This is a genomic window from Paracoccus sp. (in: a-proteobacteria), assembly GCF_030538695.1.
Lineage (GTDB): Bacteria > Pseudomonadota > Alphaproteobacteria > Rhodobacterales > Rhodobacteraceae > Paracoccus.
Genome location: NZ_JAUNTN010000003.1, coordinates 145,517 through 164,773 on the forward strand (window position 1 = coordinate 145,517; position 19,257 = coordinate 164,773).

Genomic DNA, 19,257 nt, shown 5'->3' on the forward strand with positions numbered 1-19,257 from the left:
CGCGTCGGGCGGGGTCCGCCCTGAAAGGCCGCCCTGATGCTGCGCTATATTCTGAACCGATTGCTGGTGGCGATTCCGACGCTGTTTCTGGTGACGGTTTTCGTGTTCCTGCTGACCAAGCTGCTGCCCGGAGACCCGCTGCTGGTGCTGGCGGGCGAGGACCGCGATCCCGAAACCATCGCCTTCCTGCGCGAACAATACCGCATGAACGATCCGCTGATCTTTCAGTATGGCTATTGGCTGTTTGACGTGCTGCGCGGTGATCTTGGCACCTCGCTGCGCACCGGCCTGCCGGTCACGGAACTGATTGCGCAAAAGCTGCCGGTCACGATCCAGCTTGCGGTGATGTCGATGTTCTTTGCGCTGATCGTCGGGATTCCGATGGGGGTGATTTCGGCGGTGCGCAAGGGAACGGTGGTCGATTACGCCGCCAATATCTTTGCGCTGTCGGGCCTGTCGGTGCCGAACTTCTGGCTGGGGATTATGATGATCCTGCTGTTCGCGGTGAATCTGGGCTGGCTGCCCGCATCGGGCTATGTGCAGCCCTGGGTCGATTTCAAGCGCAGCTTTCTGACCATGCTGATGCCCTCTGTCGTGCTGGGGACCGCGATTGCCGGCACATTAATGCGGCATACGCGCTCGGCCATGCTGGGCGTCTTGCAGGCCGATTACGTCCGCACCGCCCGCGCCAAGGGTCTGCGCGAAGGCGTCGTGGTGCGCAAACATGCGTTCCGCAACGCGCTGCTGCCGGTGGTCACGCTGACCGCGCTGTTGTTTGGCGAATTGCTGGCGGGTGCGGTGCTGACCGAGCAGATCTTCACTATCCCCGGTTTTGGCAAGATGGTCGTCGATGCGGTCTTTACCCGCGATTATGCCGTGGTGCAGGGCGTCGTGCTGGTGACGGCGACGATGTTCATTCTGGTTAACCTGTTGGCCGACGTTCTTTACGTCGTGCTGAACCCGCGCATGAGGGCGAATCTGTGACTGCGACTGATACTCTCGCGCCGCGCCGTCAGAACCGGGCGTGGAAAAAGTTTGCCTCGAACCGCCCAGCGCTGGTGGGCGGGGGCCTGGTGCTGTTCTTTGTGATTGTGGCGCTGTTGGCGCCGGTCCTGCCAATCGCGGACCCGGCGGCGACAAGCTGGACCGCGATCCGTAAACCGCCTTCGGCAGAATATTGGTTCGGCACGGATGAGCTGGGCCGGGATATTCTGTCACGGATGATCTGGGGGGCGCGGGCCTCGCTGATGGCAGGGGTGATCTCGGTCGGGATTGCGCTGGCGGTCGGGGTGCCGCTGGGGCTGGTCGCGGGTTATTTCGGCGGCTGGACCGATCAGATCATTGCCCGGATGACCGACGCGCTGCTGGCGATGCCGTTCTTGATCATGGCGATTGCGCTGGCCGCGTTCCTTGGCCCGTCGCTGCAAAATGCGATGGTTGCCATTGGCCTGTCGGCGGTGCCGATCTTTATTCGCCTGACGCGCGGGCAGGTGCTGTCCGTTAAAACCGAAGATTACGTCGAGGGTGCCCGTGCCATCGGCCTTGGTCATCTGCGGATCATGCTGCGATACATCCTGCCCAATGTGATTCCGCCGATTGTCGTGCAATCCACCCTGACCGTTGCGACCGCGATCATTGCCGAGGCGTCGCTGTCCTTTCTGGGCCTTGGTCAGCAGCCGCCCGCGCCAAGCTGGGGTTCGATGCTGTCAACGGCCAAGAACTTTCTGGAACAGTCGCCTTTCATGGCGATCTGGCCCGGCACCGCGATCTTTCTTGTGGTGATGGGCTTTAACCTGATGGGCGACGGCTTGCGCGACGCTCTGGACCCAAGGGAACACTGATGCGACCGATTGTTCAGGGCTATTTCGGGGCTGTCACCAGCACACATTGGCTGGGAACGGCGGTGGGCATGGCAGTGCTGGAACGCGGCGGCAATGCCTTTGATGCCGCCGTCGCCACCGGGCTGGTCTTGCAGGTGGTCGAGCCGCATCTGAACGGTCCCGGCGGCGATCTGCCGGCGATCATTCATGCGGGCGGGGAAACGCGGGTGCTGTGTGCGCAAGGCCCGGCCCCGGCAGGCGCGACGATTGCGCATTACCGCGGGCAGGGGCTGAAGCTGATCCCCGGCAACGGTCTGTTGGCCACGGTCATTCCCGGCGCGTTTGACGGCTGGCTGACCTTGCTGCGCGATTACGGCACGATGGAGTTGGCCGAGGTTCTGGAACCCGCGATCTTTTATGCCGAGCGCGGTCACCCGATCCTGCCCCGTGCGGCGGCGGCGATTGCCGGGCTGGCAGAGTTTTTTCGCGCCCATTGGCCGGGGTCTGCGGCGCTTTGGCTGCCGGATGGCCAGCCGCCGCAGGGCGGGGGCAATTTTCGTAACCCGGCGCTGGCTGCGACATGGCGGCGGGTGCTGGCGGAATCCTCGGGTGCAGCCACGCGTGAGGCCCGGATTGATGCCGCCCGCGACTGTTTTTATCGTGGTTTTATTGCGGAACAGATCGACGCTTTTTGCCGCCAGCCGTTCATGGATGAATCCGGTGCGGCCCATGCGGGCGTGCTGACGGGCGATGATCTGGCCGGTTATGCGGCGACTTGGGAAGCTCCGGTGACGCTGGATTTTCACGGCTGGCGCATCACCAAAGCTGGCCCGTGGACTCAAGGCCCGGCTTTCCTGCAAACGCTGGCGCTGATGGCGGGGGAAAATCTTGCGGCGCTGGACCCGCTTGGTTCCGAATATCTGCACCTGCTGACCGAAGCGATGAAACTGGCTTTTGCCGACCGCGAAGCCTATTACGGCGACCCGGATTTCAGCGATATTCCGGTGCAGGCGCTTCTCTCGCCGGAATATAATGCCGCCCGCTGCGCGTTGATCGGGGATCGTGCCAGCTATGACCTGCGCCCCGGCGTGGTGCCGGGGTTTGATGCGCAGGTGGCGCATATGCGCGGCCTTTTGGACCGGCTGAGCCTGCCTGAAGGGGCGGTTTATGAACCCACCATGGCGCATCTGGGTGATGCGCCGCGCGGGGACACGGTGCATCTGGACGTGATCGACCGCTGGGGGAATGTGGTGTCAGCCACGCCTTCGGGTGGCTGGCTGCAAAGTTCGCCGGTTATTCCGGGCCTTGGGTTCTGCCTGAACAGCCGGGCGCAGATGTTCTGGCTGGAGGAGGGGGCGCCGACCTCGCTTGCGCCCGGCCGCCGTCCACGCACGACCCTGACGCCGGGCTTTGCTACCACGCCGGACGGGGCGCATCTGGCCTTTGGCACACCGGGCGGAGACCAGCAGGATCAGTGGCAATTGCAATTTTTCCTGCGCCATGCGGTGTTCGGGATGGACCTGCAACGCGCCATTGATGCGCCGGTGCTTCATACCCTGCATATCCCGTCGTCCTTTTACCCGCGCAGCCGTCAGCCGGGGCAGATTGCGGTGGAATCCGACATGCCCGCCGCCTCGATCGAGGGCCTGCGCCAGCGCGGCCATGATGTGACCCTGATCCCGGCCCAAAGCGCCGCCCGCCTGACTGCCGCCCGCCGTGACCCTGACGGGCTGGTTTCGGCGGCTGCGACCAGCCGTATGGGGCAAGCCTATGCAATGGGGCGCTAACGTCCGGCGGCTTTGCTCCATTGCGCGACGGCGGCCCGCATCTGACGCATGAAGGCGCGGGCGGGGGCCTCTTGCGGGCGGGTGGCTGACAGCAGAAAGCTGGTCTGATACAGGATTTCCGGGCGGAACGGGCGCGTGACCAGCGTGGTTTCCTGCGGCGTAATGATCGGGAACGGACACAGGACCGAGACGCCCACCCCTTCGCGCACCAGCATGGCCGCGGCAGCGCCGGTGGTGACTTCGGCCATGCGCAACGGCTCGATCCCGGCGCTGGTGAAGATCCGCTCCAGCCGGTTGCGGATCATCTGACCGGGTGCCATCATTACCATCGGCAGTCCGTCCAGATGCTCTGGCCCGATTTTGGACAGCCGCGCCAGCGGGTGATCGCGGTGCATGACGCAAACCGCCAGCGCCTGATGAAACGGCACGCGCTCCAGCATGGAATGGGTCAGCTCGGCGGTGGTGATGCCGATGTCGGCTTCGCCTGCGGCCAGCCGCGCGACCATATCGCGGGAATGTGTGGTTTGCAGGCTGACCGGCTGGCCGGGGTTCAACGCGATGAACCGGGCGATTTGGGCGGGCAGAAACCCGTGCGACAGGCTGGGTGGCGCGATCAGCCGCAAGGGGGCGGGGCCGCTGGGGTCGCGTTCCATGCCTTCGATCAGGGACAGTGCGTCGAACAGCCGGTCCAGATGGGTGTTCAGGCGCACGGCCTCGGCGGTGGGGTGCAGCCTGCCGCCACGCCGGGAAAACAGGATGACGCCACGCCGGGCCTCTAACTGCGCAAGGCTGCGGCTGACGGCGGGTTGCGACACCCCAAGCTGACGCGCGGCGGCGGTGGTGGACCCCGTGACCATAACCGCCCGCATGACCTCGTATTCCCGCAGTCGTCCCAGATTTCGCGCCATGATGTCCCTGTATGGCAATTACGCATAATCGTATAACAAAACCGGATAGGATTAACCATTGTCTTGGCGCAATGGCGGGTTAGCCTGATCGCAACCGCACGGGCCTTTCGGCACCAGAAACAAGCGGACCGCCTCAACAGGAGAGAACCAGATGACCAAGCCCCTTGCCGCCTCATGTCTTGCTGCTGCCACCGCGCTGGCGCTGGTGATGCCAGCCGCCGCCGCCGATCTGCGGGTGGGGGTTGCCGCCGAACCCAGTTCCGCCGATCCGCATTTCCACAACATCGGCACCAACAACCAGTTGCGTCGCAGCGTGTTTGAATCGCTGGTCGATACCGATGCGACGCAGGCGCTGCTGCCCGGTCTGGCCGAAAGCTGGGAGGCCGTGGACGATACCACATGGCGGTTCAATCTGCGCAAGGGGGTCAAGTTCAGCGACGGGTCGGATTTCGACGCCTGGGACGTGGTTTATACGGTTTGCCGTATCCCGAACGTGGCGGATTCTCCCTCGCCCTTTACGACCTATACCAAGGCCGCCATCGGGTTCGAGGTGCCGGACCCGCATACGCTGATCGTCAAGACCGCCGAGCCTTACCCGCTGTTGCCGACCGAGTTTTCGACCTGGGGGATTATCTCGGCCAAGGCTAATGGGGTGACGGGACCGATTGATTTCAGCCCTGAAGGTTGCGGTGATCTGGCTTACCCCACGACGCAGGATTTCAATGATGGCAAAGCGGCGGTTGGCACCGGCCCGTTCCTGATGACGGCCTATCGCCGGGGCGAGGGTATCACGCTGGAACGCAACCCGGATTACTGGGGCGAGGCCGCGCCGTGGGATAAGGTGACGATCCGCCCGCTGACCGCTGACGGGCCGCGTGTCGCGGCGCTGCTGGCGGGCGATGTGGACCTGATCGAGAACCCGCCGTTGCAGGATCTTGCGCGGCTGGAAGCGACCGATGGCGTGGATGTGGTGCAGGGGATCTCGAACCGGGTGATCTATCTGCATATGGACAGCGACCGCGACCAGACGCCGATGGTGCGTGGCACCGATGCCAACCCGCTGAAAGACCCGCGTGTGCGTCAGGCGCTGTCGCTGGCGATCGACCGGCAGGCGATTGTGGACCGGATCATGCAGGGCGTTGCGGTTCCGGCGGGCGAGCTGCTGCCCGCAGGCATGTTCGGCGCACATGCCGAAGGCGAGATGCCTGCCCCCGCCGCCAATGCCGCCCGCGCACAGGAATTGCTGACCGAGGCGGGCTATCCCGACGGGTTCCAGATCACCCTGGCCACGCCGAACGACCGTTATATCAACGATGCGCAGGTCAGTCAGGCGATTGCGCAGATGTGGTCGCGGGTCGGTGTGGCGACGGACATTGATGCCTCGACCTCTGCCACCTTCTTCTCGCGGCGCAATAATCTGGAGTTCTCGGCCTATCTGGCAGGCTGGGGGTCCGGCACCGGAGAGATGTCCTCGCCGCTGAAGGCGCTGGTGGCGACACATGACCCGGCCAAGGGCTATGGCGGGGCGAATGGCGGGCGGTTCTCGAACCCCGAGTTCGACGCCGGGCTGACGCGGGCGCTGAACACGGTTGACGACGATGCGCGGGCGCAGATGCTGCGCGACCTGTCCACGCAGGCGATGACGGTGGATTATGCGGTGCTGCCGATCCATTTCGAGGTCAGCCCCTGGGCGATGCGTTCGACCGTGACCTATGTGCCGCGTGTCGATCAATATACGCTGCCCTATGACATCCGCCCGGCGGAATAAGACCAGCCACAGACCGGCGCCCTGATCCGGGGCGCCGGACCACCGACAGGCCCACCCCGAAGGAAGGCATCAATGCTGGTCTATCTGTTGCGCCGCCTTGCGCAATCGCTGTTCGTGATTGCGGCGATGATGGTGATTGTGTTCTTTGGCATTTATATGGTCGGCAATCCGGTCGATATTCTGATTGCCCCTGACGCCACACCCGCCGAAATCGACGCCGCCAAGGCGCGGTTCGGGCTGGATCAGCCGGTCTATATGCAATTCCTGAACTTTGTCGGCAATGCGCTGCAAGGCGACCTTGGCCGCAGTTTTGTGCATGGCGAAAGCGCGGTGCGGCTGATCCTGCATTACATGCCCGCCACGATGGAGCTGGCCGCGCTGGGCCTGATCTTTGCCGTGGTGATCGGCGTGCCGCTGGGGGTTTATGCGGGCTATAAATCCGACCGCTGGCAGGGCAGGGCGATCATGACCGGCTCGATCTTTGGGTTCTCGCTGCCGAACTTCTGGGTCGGGATGCTGCTGATCCTGATTTTCGCGGTGCAGTTGCAATGGCTGCCCTCGACCGGGCGGGGGCAGACGGTGGATGTGTTCGGCATCCGCCTGTCGGTGTTCACTATGGACGGGCTGCGCCACATGATCCTGCCCGCGCTGACGCTGGCGCTTTACAAGGCGTCGCTGGTGATCCGTCTGGCCCGCGCCGGCACGCAAGAGGCGCTGACGCAGGATTACGTCAAATTCGCCCGCGCCAAGGGCCTCTCTGAGACCCGCATCCTGATCGTGCATGTGCTGAAAAACATCATGATTCCGATTGTCACCGTGCTGGGGCTGGAACTGGGGTCGATGATCGCCTTTGCCGTGGTCACGGAAAGCGTCTTTTCATGGCCCGGCATGGGCAAGTTGCTGATTGACTCGATCCGCCAGTTGGACCGGCCCGTGGTGGTGGCCTATCTGATGCTGACGGTGCTGGTCTTTATCATCATCAATCTGGTGGTCGATATGATTTACACCCTGCTTGATCCCCGTGTGCGCATCGCCACAGGTGCCGCATGAGCGGGGCGGCAAGCGTGATGCGTGGTCCGTGGGGCGGGTTTTTGCCCTCGGCGACGGTGATTGCGGCGGTCATTGCCGTGGCAGCGGTGGCGGCGATATGGGGGCCGGAGTGGCTGTCTTTGCCTGCGCGGGCCGCCTTGCTGCTGGCGCTGGTGGCGGGCGGCAGGCGGGCCTTGGGCGATAGGATCGGGGCCTATTTCACTGGACCGATGTCCTATGTCGGCGTGGCCTTTCTGCTGTTTTTCCTGATCCTTGCGTTGTTTGCGCCGGAACTGTCGCCGCAGAACCCCTATGATCTGCGCCAGCTTGACTTCATGGATGGCCGCCTGCCGCCGGGGGCGCAGAATATGGACGGCAGCATGACCTATTACCTTGGCACGGATGAGCAGGGGCGCGACATCCTGTCGGGTATCCTTTACGGGCTGAGGGTGTCGCTGATGGTGGCGGTGATCTCGACCTTTACGGCAATGGTGATCGGGATTGTCGTGGGGATTTACGCCGCATGGGCCGGCGGGCGCGGCGATGCGATCCTGATGCGCATTGTGGACCTGCAACTGTCCTTTCCGACGATCCTTGTCGCGCTGATGCTGATGGCTGCATTCGGGCGTGGCGTCGATAAGGTCATTATCGCGCTGATTATCGTGCAATGGGCCTATTACGCCCGCACCGTGCGCGGCGCGGCGCTGTCCGAGGCACGCAAGGAATATATCGACGCCGCGCGCGGCCTTGGCCTGCCGTCATGGCGCATCCTGCTGCGGCACCTGCTGCCGAACTGTATCCCGCCGCTGATCGTGATTTCCACGGTGCAGGTGGCCAATACCATCGTGATCGAATCTTCGCTGTCCTTTCTTGGGGTTGGGGTGCCGATCACGCAGCCGTCGCTGGGGCTGCTGATTGCGAATGGCTATGGCTACATGCTGTCGGGGCAATATTGGATGAGCATGTTCCCGGGCCTTGCCCTGCTGGGGGTGGTGGCCTCGATCAATCTGGTGGGCGACCGCCTGCGCGATGTTCTTAACCCGAGGTTGCGGCGATGAGCGTTCTGGAGGTCCGCGGGCTGCGGACGCATTTCTTTACGGAATCCGGGGTGGTCAAGGCCGTGGATGGGGTGGATTTCACCGTCGGGCCGGGCGAGGTGCTGGGCCTTGTGGGGGAAAGCGGCTCGGGCAAATCCGTCACCGGCTTTTCCATCCTGCGGCTGATCGACCCGCCGGGCCGGATTGTCGGCGGCGAGGTGCTGTTCAAGGGCCGTGACCTGACCAAACTTTCCGCGCGTGAGATGCGCAGCCTGCGCGGGCGCGACATTGCGATGATCTTTCAAGACCCGATGATGACGCTGAACCCGGTTCTGCGCATCGACACGCAGATGATCGAGGCCATTCGCGCCCATGAAAAGGTCAGCCACCGTGCCGCGCGGGACCGGGCGGTGCAAGCACTGGCGCGGGTGGGGATACCCTCGCCCGAGGAACGGATCACCGCCTATCCGCACCAGTTCAGCGGCGGGATGCGGCAGCGGGTTGCGATTGCCACGGCGCTGCTGAACGGGCCAGAGCTGATTATCGCGGACGAACCGACAACCGCGCTGGATGTGACGATCCAAAGCCAGATCCTTTCGGAAATGCAGGGGCTTGCGCGGGAAACCGGCACGGCGATGATCTGGATTACGCATGATCTGGCGGTCGTCGCCGGTTTGGCGCAATCGCTTTGCGTGATGTATGCGGGCCGCGTGGTCGAGGCCGGGCCGACCGATGCCGTGCTGGCGGCCCCCGCGCATCCTTATACGGCAGGGCTGATCGGCTCGATTCCCAGTCATAACCATCGGGGGCAACCTCTGGTGCAGATCCCCGGCATGGCGCCCTCGCTGGCCAATCTGCCGCAAGGCTGCGCCTTTGCACCACGCTGCGCCCATCGCCGCGCAGATTGTGAGGCCGCCCCGCCGGATGAGGCCGCGCTTGGCCCCGACCGCCGCTTGCGCTGTTTCCACCCGCTGCTTCAGGAGGCCACCGCATGACGGCGCTGCTGACCATCGACAAGCTGTCCAAACGGTTCGAGCGCAAACCCGACGCGATCGAACGCCTTGCCGCGAAACTTGGGGCGAATATCCGCGGGATCAGCGTCAAGGCCGTGGATCAGGCCAGCTTTACCGTTCAGCGGGGCGAGGTCGTCGGGCTGGTGGGTGAATCCGGCTGCGGGAAATCCACGCTGGGGCGGATGGTGGCCGGGCTGTTGCCGCCGTCTGACGGGCGCATCATTTATGACGGTGCCGACATTACCCATGCCGGGACGGCGAGCGGTAAGCGGTTGGGTATCCAGATGATCTTTCAGGACCCGATGTCCTCGCTGAACCCGCGCATGGCCGTGCGCGATATTATCGGAGAGGCGGCGGTGCATCACGGCATCATCAGCCGCGCCGACATGCCGGCCTATGTTGCGGGGCTGCTGCAACAGGTCGGGCTGGACCCGTCCTATGCGGGCCGCTATCCGCACCAGTTCAGCGGCGGCCAGCGCCAGCGCATCGGCATTGCCCGCGCGCTGGCGGTCAAGCCGGATTTCCTGATCTGCGACGAAAGCATCGCGGCGCTGGACGTGTCGATTCAGGCGCAGGTCATCAATCTGTTTCAGGATCTGCGCCGCCAGCTTGGGCTGACCTATCTGTTCATCAGCCATGATCTTGGGGTTGTGGAACATATCGCGGATCGGGTGGTGGTGATGTATCTGGGCCGCGTGGTCGAAACCGCCCCGACCGAGGCCCTGTTCGCCGCGCCGCGTCACCCCTACACGCAGGCCCTGCTGGCGCAGATCCCCCGGATTGATTCCGGCGCCCGCGACTTTACCCCGATCAAGGGCGAGATCCCCAGCCCGGTGAATCCGCCCTCGGGCTGTCATTTCCACCCGCGTTGCCCCTTTGCGGGGCCGCGCTGCAAGGCCGAGGCCCCGCGCCTTATTTCGCAGGGCGACCACGCTGCGGCCTGTCACCTGATCGACGGAGGCGTTCAATGACCGATCATATTCCCGGCGTTCTGACCATCGAAGGGCGCGAGGGCTGGCGGATTCCGCTGGTGCTGGACAGCCCTCATTCCGGCACCGAATACCCTGCTGATTTCGGCCATATCGCTGACCCGCTGCGGCTGCGCTGGGCCGAGGATACGCATGTGCATGACCTCTGGCGCGGGGCGCTGGATCATGGTGCGGTGCTGCTGCACGCGCATTTTCCGCGCAGCTATATCGACGCCAACCGTGCCGAAACCGACATGGACCCTGCGGATATAGACGGAACGCCCTTGGTCTCGCTGTTGCCGGGCGAGAAAAGCCGCCTTGGCATCGGGCTGTGCTGGACCAAAGTGCCGCCCGACGGTCTGCCGCTGTATGCGGGCAAGTTGACGGCTGCCATGCTGGATCACCGGATTACGACCTATCACCGGCCCTATCACGCGGCCTTGCAGGCGCTGACCGATCACGCGCATCAGCACTGGGGGCAGGTCTGGCATATTGACTGTCATTCCATGCAGGATCGGGCTTCGGCCATGTCCACGCAGGCCAAAGGCACGCCGCGCCCTGATTTAGTGATCGGCGACCGCGACGGCACCACCTGCGACCCGCGCCTGACGGCCCTGGTGCGGGATTTTCTGGCCGGGCGTGGGTTCAAGGTGACGGTCAACGATCCCTATAAAGGGGTCGAGCTTGTCCGCCGCCACGGCCAGCCCGCGCAGGGGCGGCACTCGATCCAGATTGAGGTCAACCGCCGCCTGCATATGGATGAGGAAACCCGCGAGCCGAACGAAGGCTATGCCGGGATCAAGGCGCTGTTCACCGATCTGTCCGGAGAAATCGCCACGTTTATCAAGGGGGTGCAGGCATGAGCATTTCAGGAAAAGGCTCTGGCACCGGCTTGCCCAACCCTTACCCGGTGCAGATCACCACGCCCGACATTTCCGCCTATGCCAAGGGCAATACCGGCACGCCCTATCTGTGGACATTCGACAGCGGCCAGCCAGGCCCGCATGTGGCGATTTCCGCGCTGGTGCATGGGAACGAACCCTGCGGAGCGCTGGCGCTGGACCGGCTGTTGCGGGCGGATACCCGCCCTCTCAGGGGGCGGCTGTCGCTGGTGTTCGTGAATACCGAGGCGGCGGCAGCCTTTGACCCGTCCGAACCCGATGCCTCGCGCTGGCTGGATGAGGACATGAACCGCCTCTGGTCGCCTGCGGTGCTGGATGACGCCAGCCGCCCGCTGACTGCCGAGTTGTCACGGGCGCGGGAATTGCGGCCTTGGCTGGAAACGGTCGATCTGCTGCTGGATTTGCATTCGATGCAGCACAAAACCCCGCCGCTGGCGCTGGCCGGCTGGCAGGACCGGGGCGTGGCGCTGGCGCAGGGGATCGGCTGCCCGCCGGTGATCGTCTGCGACCATGGTCATGCCGAGGGCGTCAGGATGCGCGATTATGGCGGTTTCGCCAGCGATCAGGGCAGCAAGGCGGCCGTTCTGATCGAATGTGGCCAGCATTGGGAGGCTGCGTCGGAAACCGTCGCACATGACTGTGTGGATGGCTTCCTGCGTCATACCAGGCTGATCGAGGGCCAGCCCCCTGCGGCCCGTGCCGAGATTTTGCACGTCACCGAGGCCGTCACCATCGCCAGCGCGGATTTCCGTTTCGCGCAGGATTGGGTGGGGTTCGAGCGCCTGCCGCAAGGCACGCTGATTGCCACCGATGGCGGGCAGGACATCCGCGCGCCGCATGACCCTACGGTGCTGATTATGCCCTCGCGCCGGTTGTGGCCGGGTAAAACGGCGGTGCGGCTGGCGCGGATCGGCGGCTGACGTCGTCACATCCCTGTCACGGGCTGTCGCTATGGCGGGGTGAAAATCAAAGGGGAAACATAATGAGAGCATCCCGTCGTTCGGTTCTGGCTCTGCTGGGGTCCGCCTCGGTGCTGGCGCTTGCGGGCTTTGGCGCTGCACGGGCGCAGCCGGGGCCGGGGGTGCAACTGTTGATCCTGTCGGATTTACATTCGGCCTATGACCGCACGGGGCCGCTGCTGGCCATGATGGCGGCGCAGGTCGAGGCGTCACCTCTGCCAACGCTGATTCTGGTGAATGGGGATGTGTTCGAATCGGGCAATGTCGTCGCCAGCCGCTCAAGTGGGGAAATCGACTGGGCGTTTCTGGCCGGGCTGGCGGCGCTGGCGCCAACGGTGCTGAATATCGGCAACCATGAACCGGATTTCGACCCCGATCTGGCGCATCTGGTCACGCGGGCCGGGGCGCTGGGGATCACGGTGCTGAGCAATATCACCGACACCCGCAGCGGCCAGCCCTATGCGCAGGCCGGGGCGCGGCTGAACATTGGCGGGCTGGTGGTCAGCATTGCGGCGCTTGGCACACCGGCGATGGCGACCTATCCCAAGGCAACGCGCGACATGATCGCGGTGCCGGACCCTGCCGAATGGGCGGCGCGGAACCTGCCGGAGCTGCTGACGGGCGATACCAATATCGTGCTGAGCCATGCCGGAGTCGTCGCGGACCGGAACTTTATCGATGACCTGCCGGACGGCACGCTGCTGATCGGTGGCCATGACCACCTGATCTTGCAGCACGCGCAGGGGGCAACGCGCTATGTGCATACGGGATCATGGGCGGGTCTGCTGACGGTGGCGGTGATGACTGGCGGCGGCCAGCCCGCCGAGATCCGGCAGTTGCCCGTCGATCAGGCCGGGCCGGTGGCTGACAGCCTGCGCGACCTGATCCCGCAGGTGATGGCGGCGCATCTGACCGAGGCCGAGCGCAGCCCCATTGCAACCCTGCCTGCTGCGATGAGCCTTGCCGAACTGGCCCGCCTGACCGCCCGGACCATGGCGCAGGCGACGGGAGCGGATGTAGGGTTTATCGGCCACACATCCTTTGGCACCGGCCTGCCTGGGGGGGCGGTTTCCGCCTATGCTTACGATGCGGCGCTGCGCTTTGATGGCAGCCTGATGCGGGCCACGGTCGATGCCGGGACGATGGCCGCGATCATGGCGCGCTGTAATCAGGATGGTGACATGCCGCTGGACCGGCGGACCGGCGATTTTCTTTATGCCGCGCCTGACCCGGTGCCGGGCAAGGCCACCTACACTATCGTCTGCAACGATTGGTCGGCCAAAAACAGCGCCAAATATTTCGGGCGCGAGGATATTGCCTTTACCGAACTTCCCGATGTGCGGCTGAAGCCGCTGATTGCCGAAGCGTTATAACGACAGCGCCCCTCTGTTGATCTTGAGCATCGGCAAAAACCCGCTAGTATCGCTCGATCAACAAACAGGGAGACTGCAATGTTCAAACCCTATCTGACCCGCTCGGTCGCCGCTGCCGCGCTGCTGGCCGCATCGGTCGGCATGGCCGGTGCGCAGGTCGTCATCAACCGCGGCAACGACACCGACCCGGCGACGCTGGACCATCACAAGACCTCGACCGTTTCCGAAAGCCGCGTACTGAAGGATCTTTACGAAGGTCTGGTCATTCAGGACGCCAAGGCCGAGGTTGTGCCGGGTGCCGCCGAAAGCTGGACGATTTCCGACGATGGCCTGACCTATACCTTCAAGCTGCGCGAAGACGGCAAATGGTCGAACGGCGATCCGGTCACGGCGCAGGATTTTGAATTTGCCTTTCGCCGCATCATGACCCCCGCGACCGCTGCCGGTTACGCGTCGGTTCTGTTCGCCATCGTGAATGCCGAGGCCGTGACCAAGGGCGACAAGCAGCCCGAGGAGCTGGGCGTGCGTGCCGTCGATGACCACACGTTCGAGATCACCCTGAACCAGCCGACCCCCTATTTTCTTGAGCTGCTGACCCACCAGACCGGCCTGCCGATGCACAAGGCCAGCGTCGAGGCCCATGGCGACCAGTTCACCCGCGCGGGCAATCTGGTCACGAACGGCGCCTATATGCTGGACAGCTTTGCGCCGAACGACAAGATGGTGATGAAGAAGAACCCGAACTTCTACGATGCCGACAGCGTGCAGATCGACGTGGTGAACTGGATCCCGTTCGAGGACCGTTCCGCCTGTATGCGCCGGTTCGAGGCGGGCGAGGTTCAGATCTGTCCCGATGTCGCGGCGGAACAGATGGATTACGTCAAGGCCAATCTGGGCGATCAGTTCCGGCTGGCCCCCTATCTGGGCGTGTATTACCTGCCGGTGAAGGGCGCGGATGGCGGTCCGCTGAAAGACGCCCGCGTGCGCAAGGCGATTTCGCTGGTGATCGACCGCGAGTTCATCGCCTCGCAGGTCTGGCGCGACACGATGCTGCCGGGCTATTCGCTGGTGCCGCCGGGCATCGCCAACTATGTCGAACCCGCGCCGCAGCTTGATTTCAAGGACAAGGACATCCTTGACCGCGAGGACGAGGCCAAGGCCCTGCTGGCCGAAGCCGGTGTGGCGGATGGCAGCCTGACGGTGCAGCTGAACTACAACACCTCGGAAAACCACCGTAACACGATGGCGGCGATTGCCGACCAGCTTGGCAGCATCGGCATCAAGGCGACGCTGAACGAGATGGAAGGCAGCAGCTATTTCAACTATATGCGCGAAGATGGTGCCTTCGATCTGGCCCGCGCGGGCTGGATCGGGGACTATAACGACCCGCAGAACTTCCTGATGCTGGCAGAAACCGGCGTGTCCTTCAACTATGCCCGCTGGTCGAACGCCGACTATGACGCGCTGATGAAAAAGGCCGAGGCGACGCTGGATCTGGACGAACGCGCCAAAGTTCTGGCCGAGGCCGAGACCCTGTTCCTGACGGAAGAACCGTTCATTCCGATCATGTATTACTCCTCGACCAACCTCGTTGCCGATAATGTGGCGGGTTTCGAGGACAACATTATGAACGTTCATATGTCGCGGTTCCTGTCGCTGAACTAAGCGTCTGACAATCAGACGGGCGGGCCTTTTCTGGCCCGTCCTTTTCGTAAGGACATTTGCATGTTGGCTTATACGCTGCGGAGGCTGCTCAGCGCGGTTCCAACGGTGTTCATCATCGTGACGCTGACCTTTTTCATGATCCGGCTGGCACCGGGCGGGCCGTTCGATCTGGAACGACCGCTGGACCCGCTGATCATGGCGAACCTGAACCGGGCGTATAATCTGGATGCGCCGCTGTGGTCGCAATATCTGACCTATATGGGCAATCTGTTGCAGGGCGATCTTGGTCCCAGCTTTACCCGCCGCGATTTCAGCGTGAACGACCTGTTCGCCCATGGGTTGCCGGTGTCGATCATGCTGGGCGCGATGGCGCTGTCGCTGGCGGTGGTGATTGGCACCATCCTTGGGGCGATTGCGGCGATCCGCCAGAACTCGGGCCTTGATTACGCCATCGTGGCGTTGGCGACATTTGGGATCACCACGCCGACCTTTGTCGTCGCGCCGACGCTGAGCCTGCTGTTCGGCGTCATCTGGGGGCTGACCCCCACCGGCGGCTGGTCCGGGTCGAACCCGATTTACTGGGTGCTGCCGGTGGCGACCATGGCGCTGCCGCAAATCGCGGTCATTGCCCGTCTGGTGCGCGGCGCCACGATCGAGGCGCTGCGCTCGCATCATGTGCGCACCGCCCGCGCTTACGGCCTGCCGCAGCGGGTCGTGGTCGGGGTCCATGCGCTGCGCGGGGCGATGCTGCCCGCCGTATCCTATCTGGGACCGACGGCGGCGGGGCTGCTGACCGGCTCGGTCGTGGTGGAAACCATCTTCGGCATCCCCGGCATCGGGCGCTATTTCGTGCAGGGCGCGCTGGGCCGCGATTACACGCTGGTCATGGGAACGGTGGTGGTGATCGCCGTCTTTGTCGTGCTGTTCAACCTGATCGTTGACCTGCTTTATGCTTTGCTGGACCCGCGGGTGCGCTATGACTGACATTTCAACCGACATTGCCGCGCCGGGCCGGTCGCTGTGGCAGGACGCATGGGCGCGGCTGCGCCGCAACCGCGCCGCCGTGGCCAGCGCCATCGTTCTGGCAATCCTGACGCTGGTGGCCGTGTTCGGGCCGATGCTGTCGCCTCATTCCTATGACCGCCAATACCGCGAATTTGTCCGCGTCCCCGCCAGTCTGGAGGCTTACCCGCGTCAGGACACGCTGATCCCGGCGCTGGACCGCGAACTGGCCCGCGCCCGGCTGACGGCAGCGGCGGGTGAACCCGTGCTGGACGGTTCCACCATGACCGTGCCGCTGTCGCAGGCCGAACCGATTGATGAGCGCGTGCTGCGCTATTTCCAGCGGTCCGAGACCTTCAACAACCCCCGGCTGGAACTCAACCCGGACGGCACCAGCGGCAATCTGGTGCTTGGGGTGGAGCGGGTGCATTTCCTGTTCGGCACCGACGCGCTGGGCCGCGATATGATGACGCGGATCTTTATCGGGCTGCGGATCTCGCTGGCCATCGGGTTGCTGGCCTCGACCATGGCGCTGGTGCTGGGCGTGGCCTACGGCGCGACCGCCGGATACCTTGGCGGGCGGGTCGATAACGTGATGATGCGCATTGTGGACATCCTCTATTCGCTGCCCTTCATCTTTTTCGTGATCCTGATGGTCGTGTTCTTTGGGCGCAGCATGATTATCATTTTCATCGCCATCGGCGCGACCGAATGGCTGGACATGGCCCGGATCGTGCGCGGCCAGACCCTGAGCCTGAAGCGGCAGGAGTTCGTGCAGGCCGCCGAGGCCCTTGGCGCCACCAAGGCAGGTATTCTGCGCCGTCATATCATTCCCAACACGCTTGGCCCGGTGATCGTTTTCGTAACGCTGCTGGTGCCAAAGGCGATCCTGCTGGAAAGCCTGCTGTCCTTCCTCGGGCTTGGGGTGCAGGAACCGCTGACCTCGCTGGGGCTGCTGATTTCGCAGGGGGCGCAGAACATGCGCGGGGCGTCCTGGCTGCTGATCTGGCCGGCGCTGACGCTGACCACGATCCTGTTCGCGCTGAACTTCCTTGGCGATGGCCTGCGCGATTCTCTGGACCCGAAGGACCGATAAGATGAGTGATGAACCTATTCTGTCAGTCCGCGATCTGACGGTGACGTTTGAAACCAATGACGGGCCGGTTCATGCCGTGCGCGGCATCAATCTGGACGTGGGTGCCGGGGAAATGGTCGCCATCGTGGGCGAATCCGGTTCCGGCAAAAGCCAGACCACCATGGCGATGATGGGCCTGCTGGCGGCGAACGGGCGGGCGACGGGGGTGGCCGATTACCGTGGCCAGAACCTGATCGGGATGCGCGACCGCGATCTGAACCGCATCCGCGGCGCGAAAATCACCATGATCTTTCAAGAGCCGATGACCTCGCTGGACCCGCTCTATCGTATCGGCACGCAGCTTGCGGAACCGCTGCGCTATCACGGCGGGCTGACGGGGGCGCAGGCCCGCGCCCGGATCATCGAGCTGCTGCATCTGGTCGGCATCCCCGAACCCGAACGCCGCATCGACAGCTATCCGCATGAACTGTCCGGCGGGCAGCGCCAGCGGGTGATGATTGCCATGGCGCTGGCGAATGATCCCGACATCCTGATCGCGGACGAACCCACCACCGCGCTGGATGTGACCATTCAGGCGCAGATCCTCGACCTTCTGGCCGATCTGCGGGTGCGGCTGGGCATGGCCATCGTGTTCATCACCCATGACCTTGGCATCGTGCGCCGCTTTGCCGACCGGGTTTATGTGATGCGTCAGGGCGAGGTCGTCGAGACCGGCGAGACCGCGCAGATTTTCAACGCCCCCGCGCATCCCTATACCCGGATGCTGATCGACGCCGAACCCGAAGGCATCAAGCCCCCGCCCGCGCCCGATGCGCCGGTGCTGGTGCAGGCCGATGATGTGCAAGTGACCTTTGGGCGGCCCAAGGGGTTGTTTCACAAGGACAATCAGGTTCATGCCGTGCGCGGGATCTCGCTGGCGCTGCGACAGGGGCAGACCATCGGCATCGTGGGCGAATCCGGTTCCGGCAAGTCGACGCTGGGCCGCGCGGTGCTGCGGCTGCTGCCCTCGACCGGGCGGGTGGCCTATCTGGGCAGCGAATTGCCGCATGAGCCGGGGCCGATGCGGCCCAAGCGGCGGGAATTGCAACTGGTGTTTCAGGACCCGTTCGGCAGCCTGTCGCCGCGCATGACGGTGGGCCGCATTATCACCGAGGGCCTGCTGATCCATGAACCCGGCCTGACCGCGCGCGAACGCGACCGCCGCGCGGGTGAGGCGCTGGTGCAGGTGGGGTTGGACGCCTCGATGCGCAACCGCTACCCGCATGAGTTTTCCGGCGGCCAGCGTCAGCGCATCGCCATCGCCCGCACGATGATCCTGCGTCCCAAGGTGATCGTTCTGGACGAGCCGACCTCGGCGCTGGATCGCTCGGTTCAGAAGCAGATCGTGACCCTGCTGCGCGATTTGCAGACGGAATACGGGTTGTCTTACCTGTTCATCAGCCATGATCTTGCGGTGGTGCGGGCGCTGTCCGACTATATTCTGGTGATGAAGGACGGCCGTGTGGTCGAGGAAGGCGCCACGCCAGATGTATTCGACCGCCCGCAGCAGGATTACACCCGCAACCTGATGGCGGCAGCGTTGGGTTAGGGGCAGGACCTTGCCCCTGCGGGGGCCAAGGCCGTTCGGGGGGGCAGGCGTTGGCCTTTGCGGCCATCCGATCCGCCATCGGAACAGTCTTGCAAGGCGTCGCAGGGCAATAAACCGGCTTTTCATGTTAGAAATGCCCTGCCGCCCGCAAGCTGACCTCGGCGGATTTGCCGATGATCAGGTGGTCATGCAGGGTGATCCCCAAAGCTTGTCCGGCGCGGTTGACTTGGGCTGTCATGCTGATATCCGCTTCGGAAGGGGTTGGGTCGCCTGATGGATGATTATGGATCTTCCTGTTGATATGGCATAACTGAATGATATAAAACAATTTATTTTCTAGAT

At 63.9% G+C, this 19,257-nt stretch carries 17 protein-coding genes; 15 read left to right on the forward strand and 2 right to left on the reverse strand.

Annotated features, from left to right (window positions below):
* Positions 1-36 precede the first annotated feature (36 nt).
* Genes Q4G24_RS02595 through Q4G24_RS02605 form a run of 3 tightly spaced genes read left to right on the forward strand, consistent with a single transcriptional unit; the run spans position 37 to position 3,607 of the window.
* A complete protein-coding gene (locus Q4G24_RS02595; protein ID WP_303364945.1) occupies positions 37-984 on the forward strand; it encodes an ABC transporter permease in 948 nt (315 codons plus the stop codon).
* Positions 981-1,841: an ABC transporter permease gene (locus Q4G24_RS02600; protein WP_303364946.1), complete on the forward strand. Its 861-nt coding sequence runs from the start codon at positions 981-983 to the stop codon at positions 1,839-1,841. Before Q4G24_RS02595 ends, Q4G24_RS02600 begins: the two co-directional genes overlap by 4 nt.
* On the forward strand, positions 1,841-3,607 hold the full coding sequence (locus Q4G24_RS02605) for a gamma-glutamyltransferase family protein (RefSeq protein WP_303364947.1): 1,767 nt from the start codon (positions 1,841-1,843) through the stop codon (positions 3,605-3,607). Before Q4G24_RS02600 ends, Q4G24_RS02605 begins: the two co-directional genes overlap by 1 nt.
* Here the strand turns inward: Q4G24_RS02605 and Q4G24_RS02610 are convergent.
* Positions 3,604-4,515 (reverse strand): LysR family transcriptional regulator, encoded by a 912-nt coding sequence (locus Q4G24_RS02610; protein ID WP_303364948.1) that lies wholly within the window; start codon positions 4,513-4,515, stop codon positions 3,604-3,606. The two genes, Q4G24_RS02605 and Q4G24_RS02610, sit on opposite strands and share 4 nt — an antisense overlap.
* 151 nt (positions 4,516-4,666) lie before the next feature.
* Between Q4G24_RS02610 and Q4G24_RS02615 the strand changes: the two genes are divergently transcribed.
* The 12 genes from Q4G24_RS02615 to Q4G24_RS02670 all read left to right on the forward strand — a co-directional run bounded on the left by Q4G24_RS02615 (position 4,667) and on the right by Q4G24_RS02670 (position 18,915).
* Positions 4,667-6,283 (forward strand): ABC transporter substrate-binding protein, encoded by a 1,617-nt coding sequence (locus Q4G24_RS02615; protein ID WP_303364949.1) that lies wholly within the window; start codon positions 4,667-4,669, stop codon positions 6,281-6,283.
* 72 nt (positions 6,284-6,355) lie between these two features.
* Positions 6,356-7,333, forward strand: a complete 978-nt coding sequence (locus tag Q4G24_RS02620; protein WP_303364950.1) for an ABC transporter permease — start codon at positions 6,356-6,358, stop codon at positions 7,331-7,333.
* Positions 7,330-8,370, forward strand: coding sequence for an ABC transporter permease (locus Q4G24_RS02625; RefSeq protein WP_303364951.1), 1,041 nt, complete (start codon positions 7,330-7,332; stop codon positions 8,368-8,370). Before Q4G24_RS02620 ends, Q4G24_RS02625 begins: the two co-directional genes overlap by 4 nt.
* A complete protein-coding gene (locus Q4G24_RS02630) occupies positions 8,367-9,344 on the forward strand; it encodes an ABC transporter ATP-binding protein (protein WP_303364952.1) in 978 nt (325 codons plus the stop codon). The genes Q4G24_RS02625 and Q4G24_RS02630 overlap by 4 nt, the downstream gene beginning before the upstream one ends.
* Positions 9,341-10,333, forward strand: coding sequence for an ABC transporter ATP-binding protein (locus Q4G24_RS02635; RefSeq protein ID WP_303364953.1), 993 nt, complete (start codon positions 9,341-9,343; stop codon positions 10,331-10,333). Before Q4G24_RS02630 ends, Q4G24_RS02635 begins: the two co-directional genes overlap by 4 nt.
* On the forward strand, positions 10,330-11,193 hold the full coding sequence (locus Q4G24_RS02640; protein WP_303364954.1) for an N-formylglutamate amidohydrolase: 864 nt from the start codon (positions 10,330-10,332) through the stop codon (positions 11,191-11,193). Before Q4G24_RS02635 ends, Q4G24_RS02640 begins: the two co-directional genes overlap by 4 nt.
* Positions 11,190-12,152, forward strand: coding sequence for a succinylglutamate desuccinylase/aspartoacylase family protein (locus Q4G24_RS02645; RefSeq protein ID WP_303364955.1), 963 nt, complete (start codon positions 11,190-11,192; stop codon positions 12,150-12,152). The genes Q4G24_RS02640 and Q4G24_RS02645 overlap by 4 nt, the downstream gene beginning before the upstream one ends.
* 62 nt (positions 12,153-12,214) lie before the next feature.
* Positions 12,215-13,564, forward strand: a complete 1,350-nt coding sequence (locus tag Q4G24_RS02650; RefSeq protein ID WP_303364956.1) for a metallophosphoesterase — start codon at positions 12,215-12,217, stop codon at positions 13,562-13,564.
* A gap of 78 nt (positions 13,565-13,642) precedes the next feature.
* Positions 13,643-15,229: a peptide ABC transporter substrate-binding protein gene (locus Q4G24_RS02655; RefSeq protein ID WP_303364957.1), complete on the forward strand. Its 1,587-nt coding sequence runs from the start codon at positions 13,643-13,645 to the stop codon at positions 15,227-15,229.
* Between the two features lie 60 nt (positions 15,230-15,289).
* Entirely contained in the window at positions 15,290-16,213 is a 924-nt protein-coding gene (locus Q4G24_RS02660; protein WP_303364958.1) for an ABC transporter permease subunit, read from the forward strand.
* A complete protein-coding gene (locus tag Q4G24_RS02665) occupies positions 16,206-17,327 on the forward strand; it encodes an ABC transporter permease (protein ID WP_303364959.1) in 1,122 nt (373 codons plus the stop codon). Before Q4G24_RS02660 ends, Q4G24_RS02665 begins: the two co-directional genes overlap by 8 nt.
* 1 nt (position 17,328) lies before the next feature.
* Positions 17,329-18,915: an ABC transporter ATP-binding protein gene (locus Q4G24_RS02670; RefSeq protein WP_303364960.1), complete on the forward strand. Its 1,587-nt coding sequence runs from the start codon at positions 17,329-17,331 to the stop codon at positions 18,913-18,915.
* 127 nt (positions 18,916-19,042) lie between these two features.
* Here Q4G24_RS02670 and Q4G24_RS02675 read toward each other — a convergent pair.
* Positions 19,043-19,257, reverse strand: a 215-nt coding sequence (locus Q4G24_RS02675; protein ID WP_303364961.1) for a JAB domain-containing protein, incomplete at its 5' end; no start/stop codon positions are given.

Excerpts from the sequence above, each read along its gene's own strand:
- Q4G24_RS02595 (WP_303364945.1), top strand. The coding sequence starts at position 37 with ATGCTGCGCTATATTCTGAACCGATTGCTGGTGGCGATTCCGACGCTG.
- Q4G24_RS02605 (WP_303364947.1), top strand. The coding sequence starts at position 1,841 with ATGCGACCGATTGTTCAGGGCTATTTCGGGGCTGTCACCAGCACACAT.
- Q4G24_RS02610 (WP_303364948.1), bottom strand. The coding sequence starts at position 4,515 with ATGGCGCGAAATCTGGGACGACTGCGGGAATACGAGGTCATGCGGGCG.
- Q4G24_RS02615 (WP_303364949.1), top strand. The coding sequence starts at position 4,667 with ATGACCAAGCCCCTTGCCGCCTCATGTCTTGCTGCTGCCACCGCGCTG.
- Q4G24_RS02620 (WP_303364950.1), top strand. The coding sequence starts at position 6,356 with ATGCTGGTCTATCTGTTGCGCCGCCTTGCGCAATCGCTGTTCGTGATT.
- Q4G24_RS02625 (WP_303364951.1), top strand. The coding sequence starts at position 7,330 with ATGAGCGGGGCGGCAAGCGTGATGCGTGGTCCGTGGGGCGGGTTTTTG.
- Q4G24_RS02630 (WP_303364952.1), top strand. The coding sequence starts at position 8,367 with ATGAGCGTTCTGGAGGTCCGCGGGCTGCGGACGCATTTCTTTACGGAA.
- Q4G24_RS02635 (WP_303364953.1), top strand. The coding sequence starts at position 9,341 with ATGACGGCGCTGCTGACCATCGACAAGCTGTCCAAACGGTTCGAGCGC.
- Q4G24_RS02640 (WP_303364954.1), top strand. The coding sequence starts at position 10,330 with ATGACCGATCATATTCCCGGCGTTCTGACCATCGAAGGGCGCGAGGGC.
- Q4G24_RS02645 (WP_303364955.1), top strand. The coding sequence starts at position 11,190 with ATGAGCATTTCAGGAAAAGGCTCTGGCACCGGCTTGCCCAACCCTTAC.
- Q4G24_RS02650 (WP_303364956.1), top strand. The coding sequence starts at position 12,215 with ATGAGAGCATCCCGTCGTTCGGTTCTGGCTCTGCTGGGGTCCGCCTCG.
- Q4G24_RS02655 (WP_303364957.1), top strand. The coding sequence starts at position 13,643 with ATGTTCAAACCCTATCTGACCCGCTCGGTCGCCGCTGCCGCGCTGCTG.
- Q4G24_RS02660 (WP_303364958.1), top strand. The coding sequence starts at position 15,290 with ATGTTGGCTTATACGCTGCGGAGGCTGCTCAGCGCGGTTCCAACGGTG.
- Q4G24_RS02665 (WP_303364959.1), top strand. The coding sequence starts at position 16,206 with ATGACTGACATTTCAACCGACATTGCCGCGCCGGGCCGGTCGCTGTGG.
- Q4G24_RS02670 (WP_303364960.1), top strand. The coding sequence starts at position 17,329 with ATGAGTGATGAACCTATTCTGTCAGTCCGCGATCTGACGGTGACGTTT.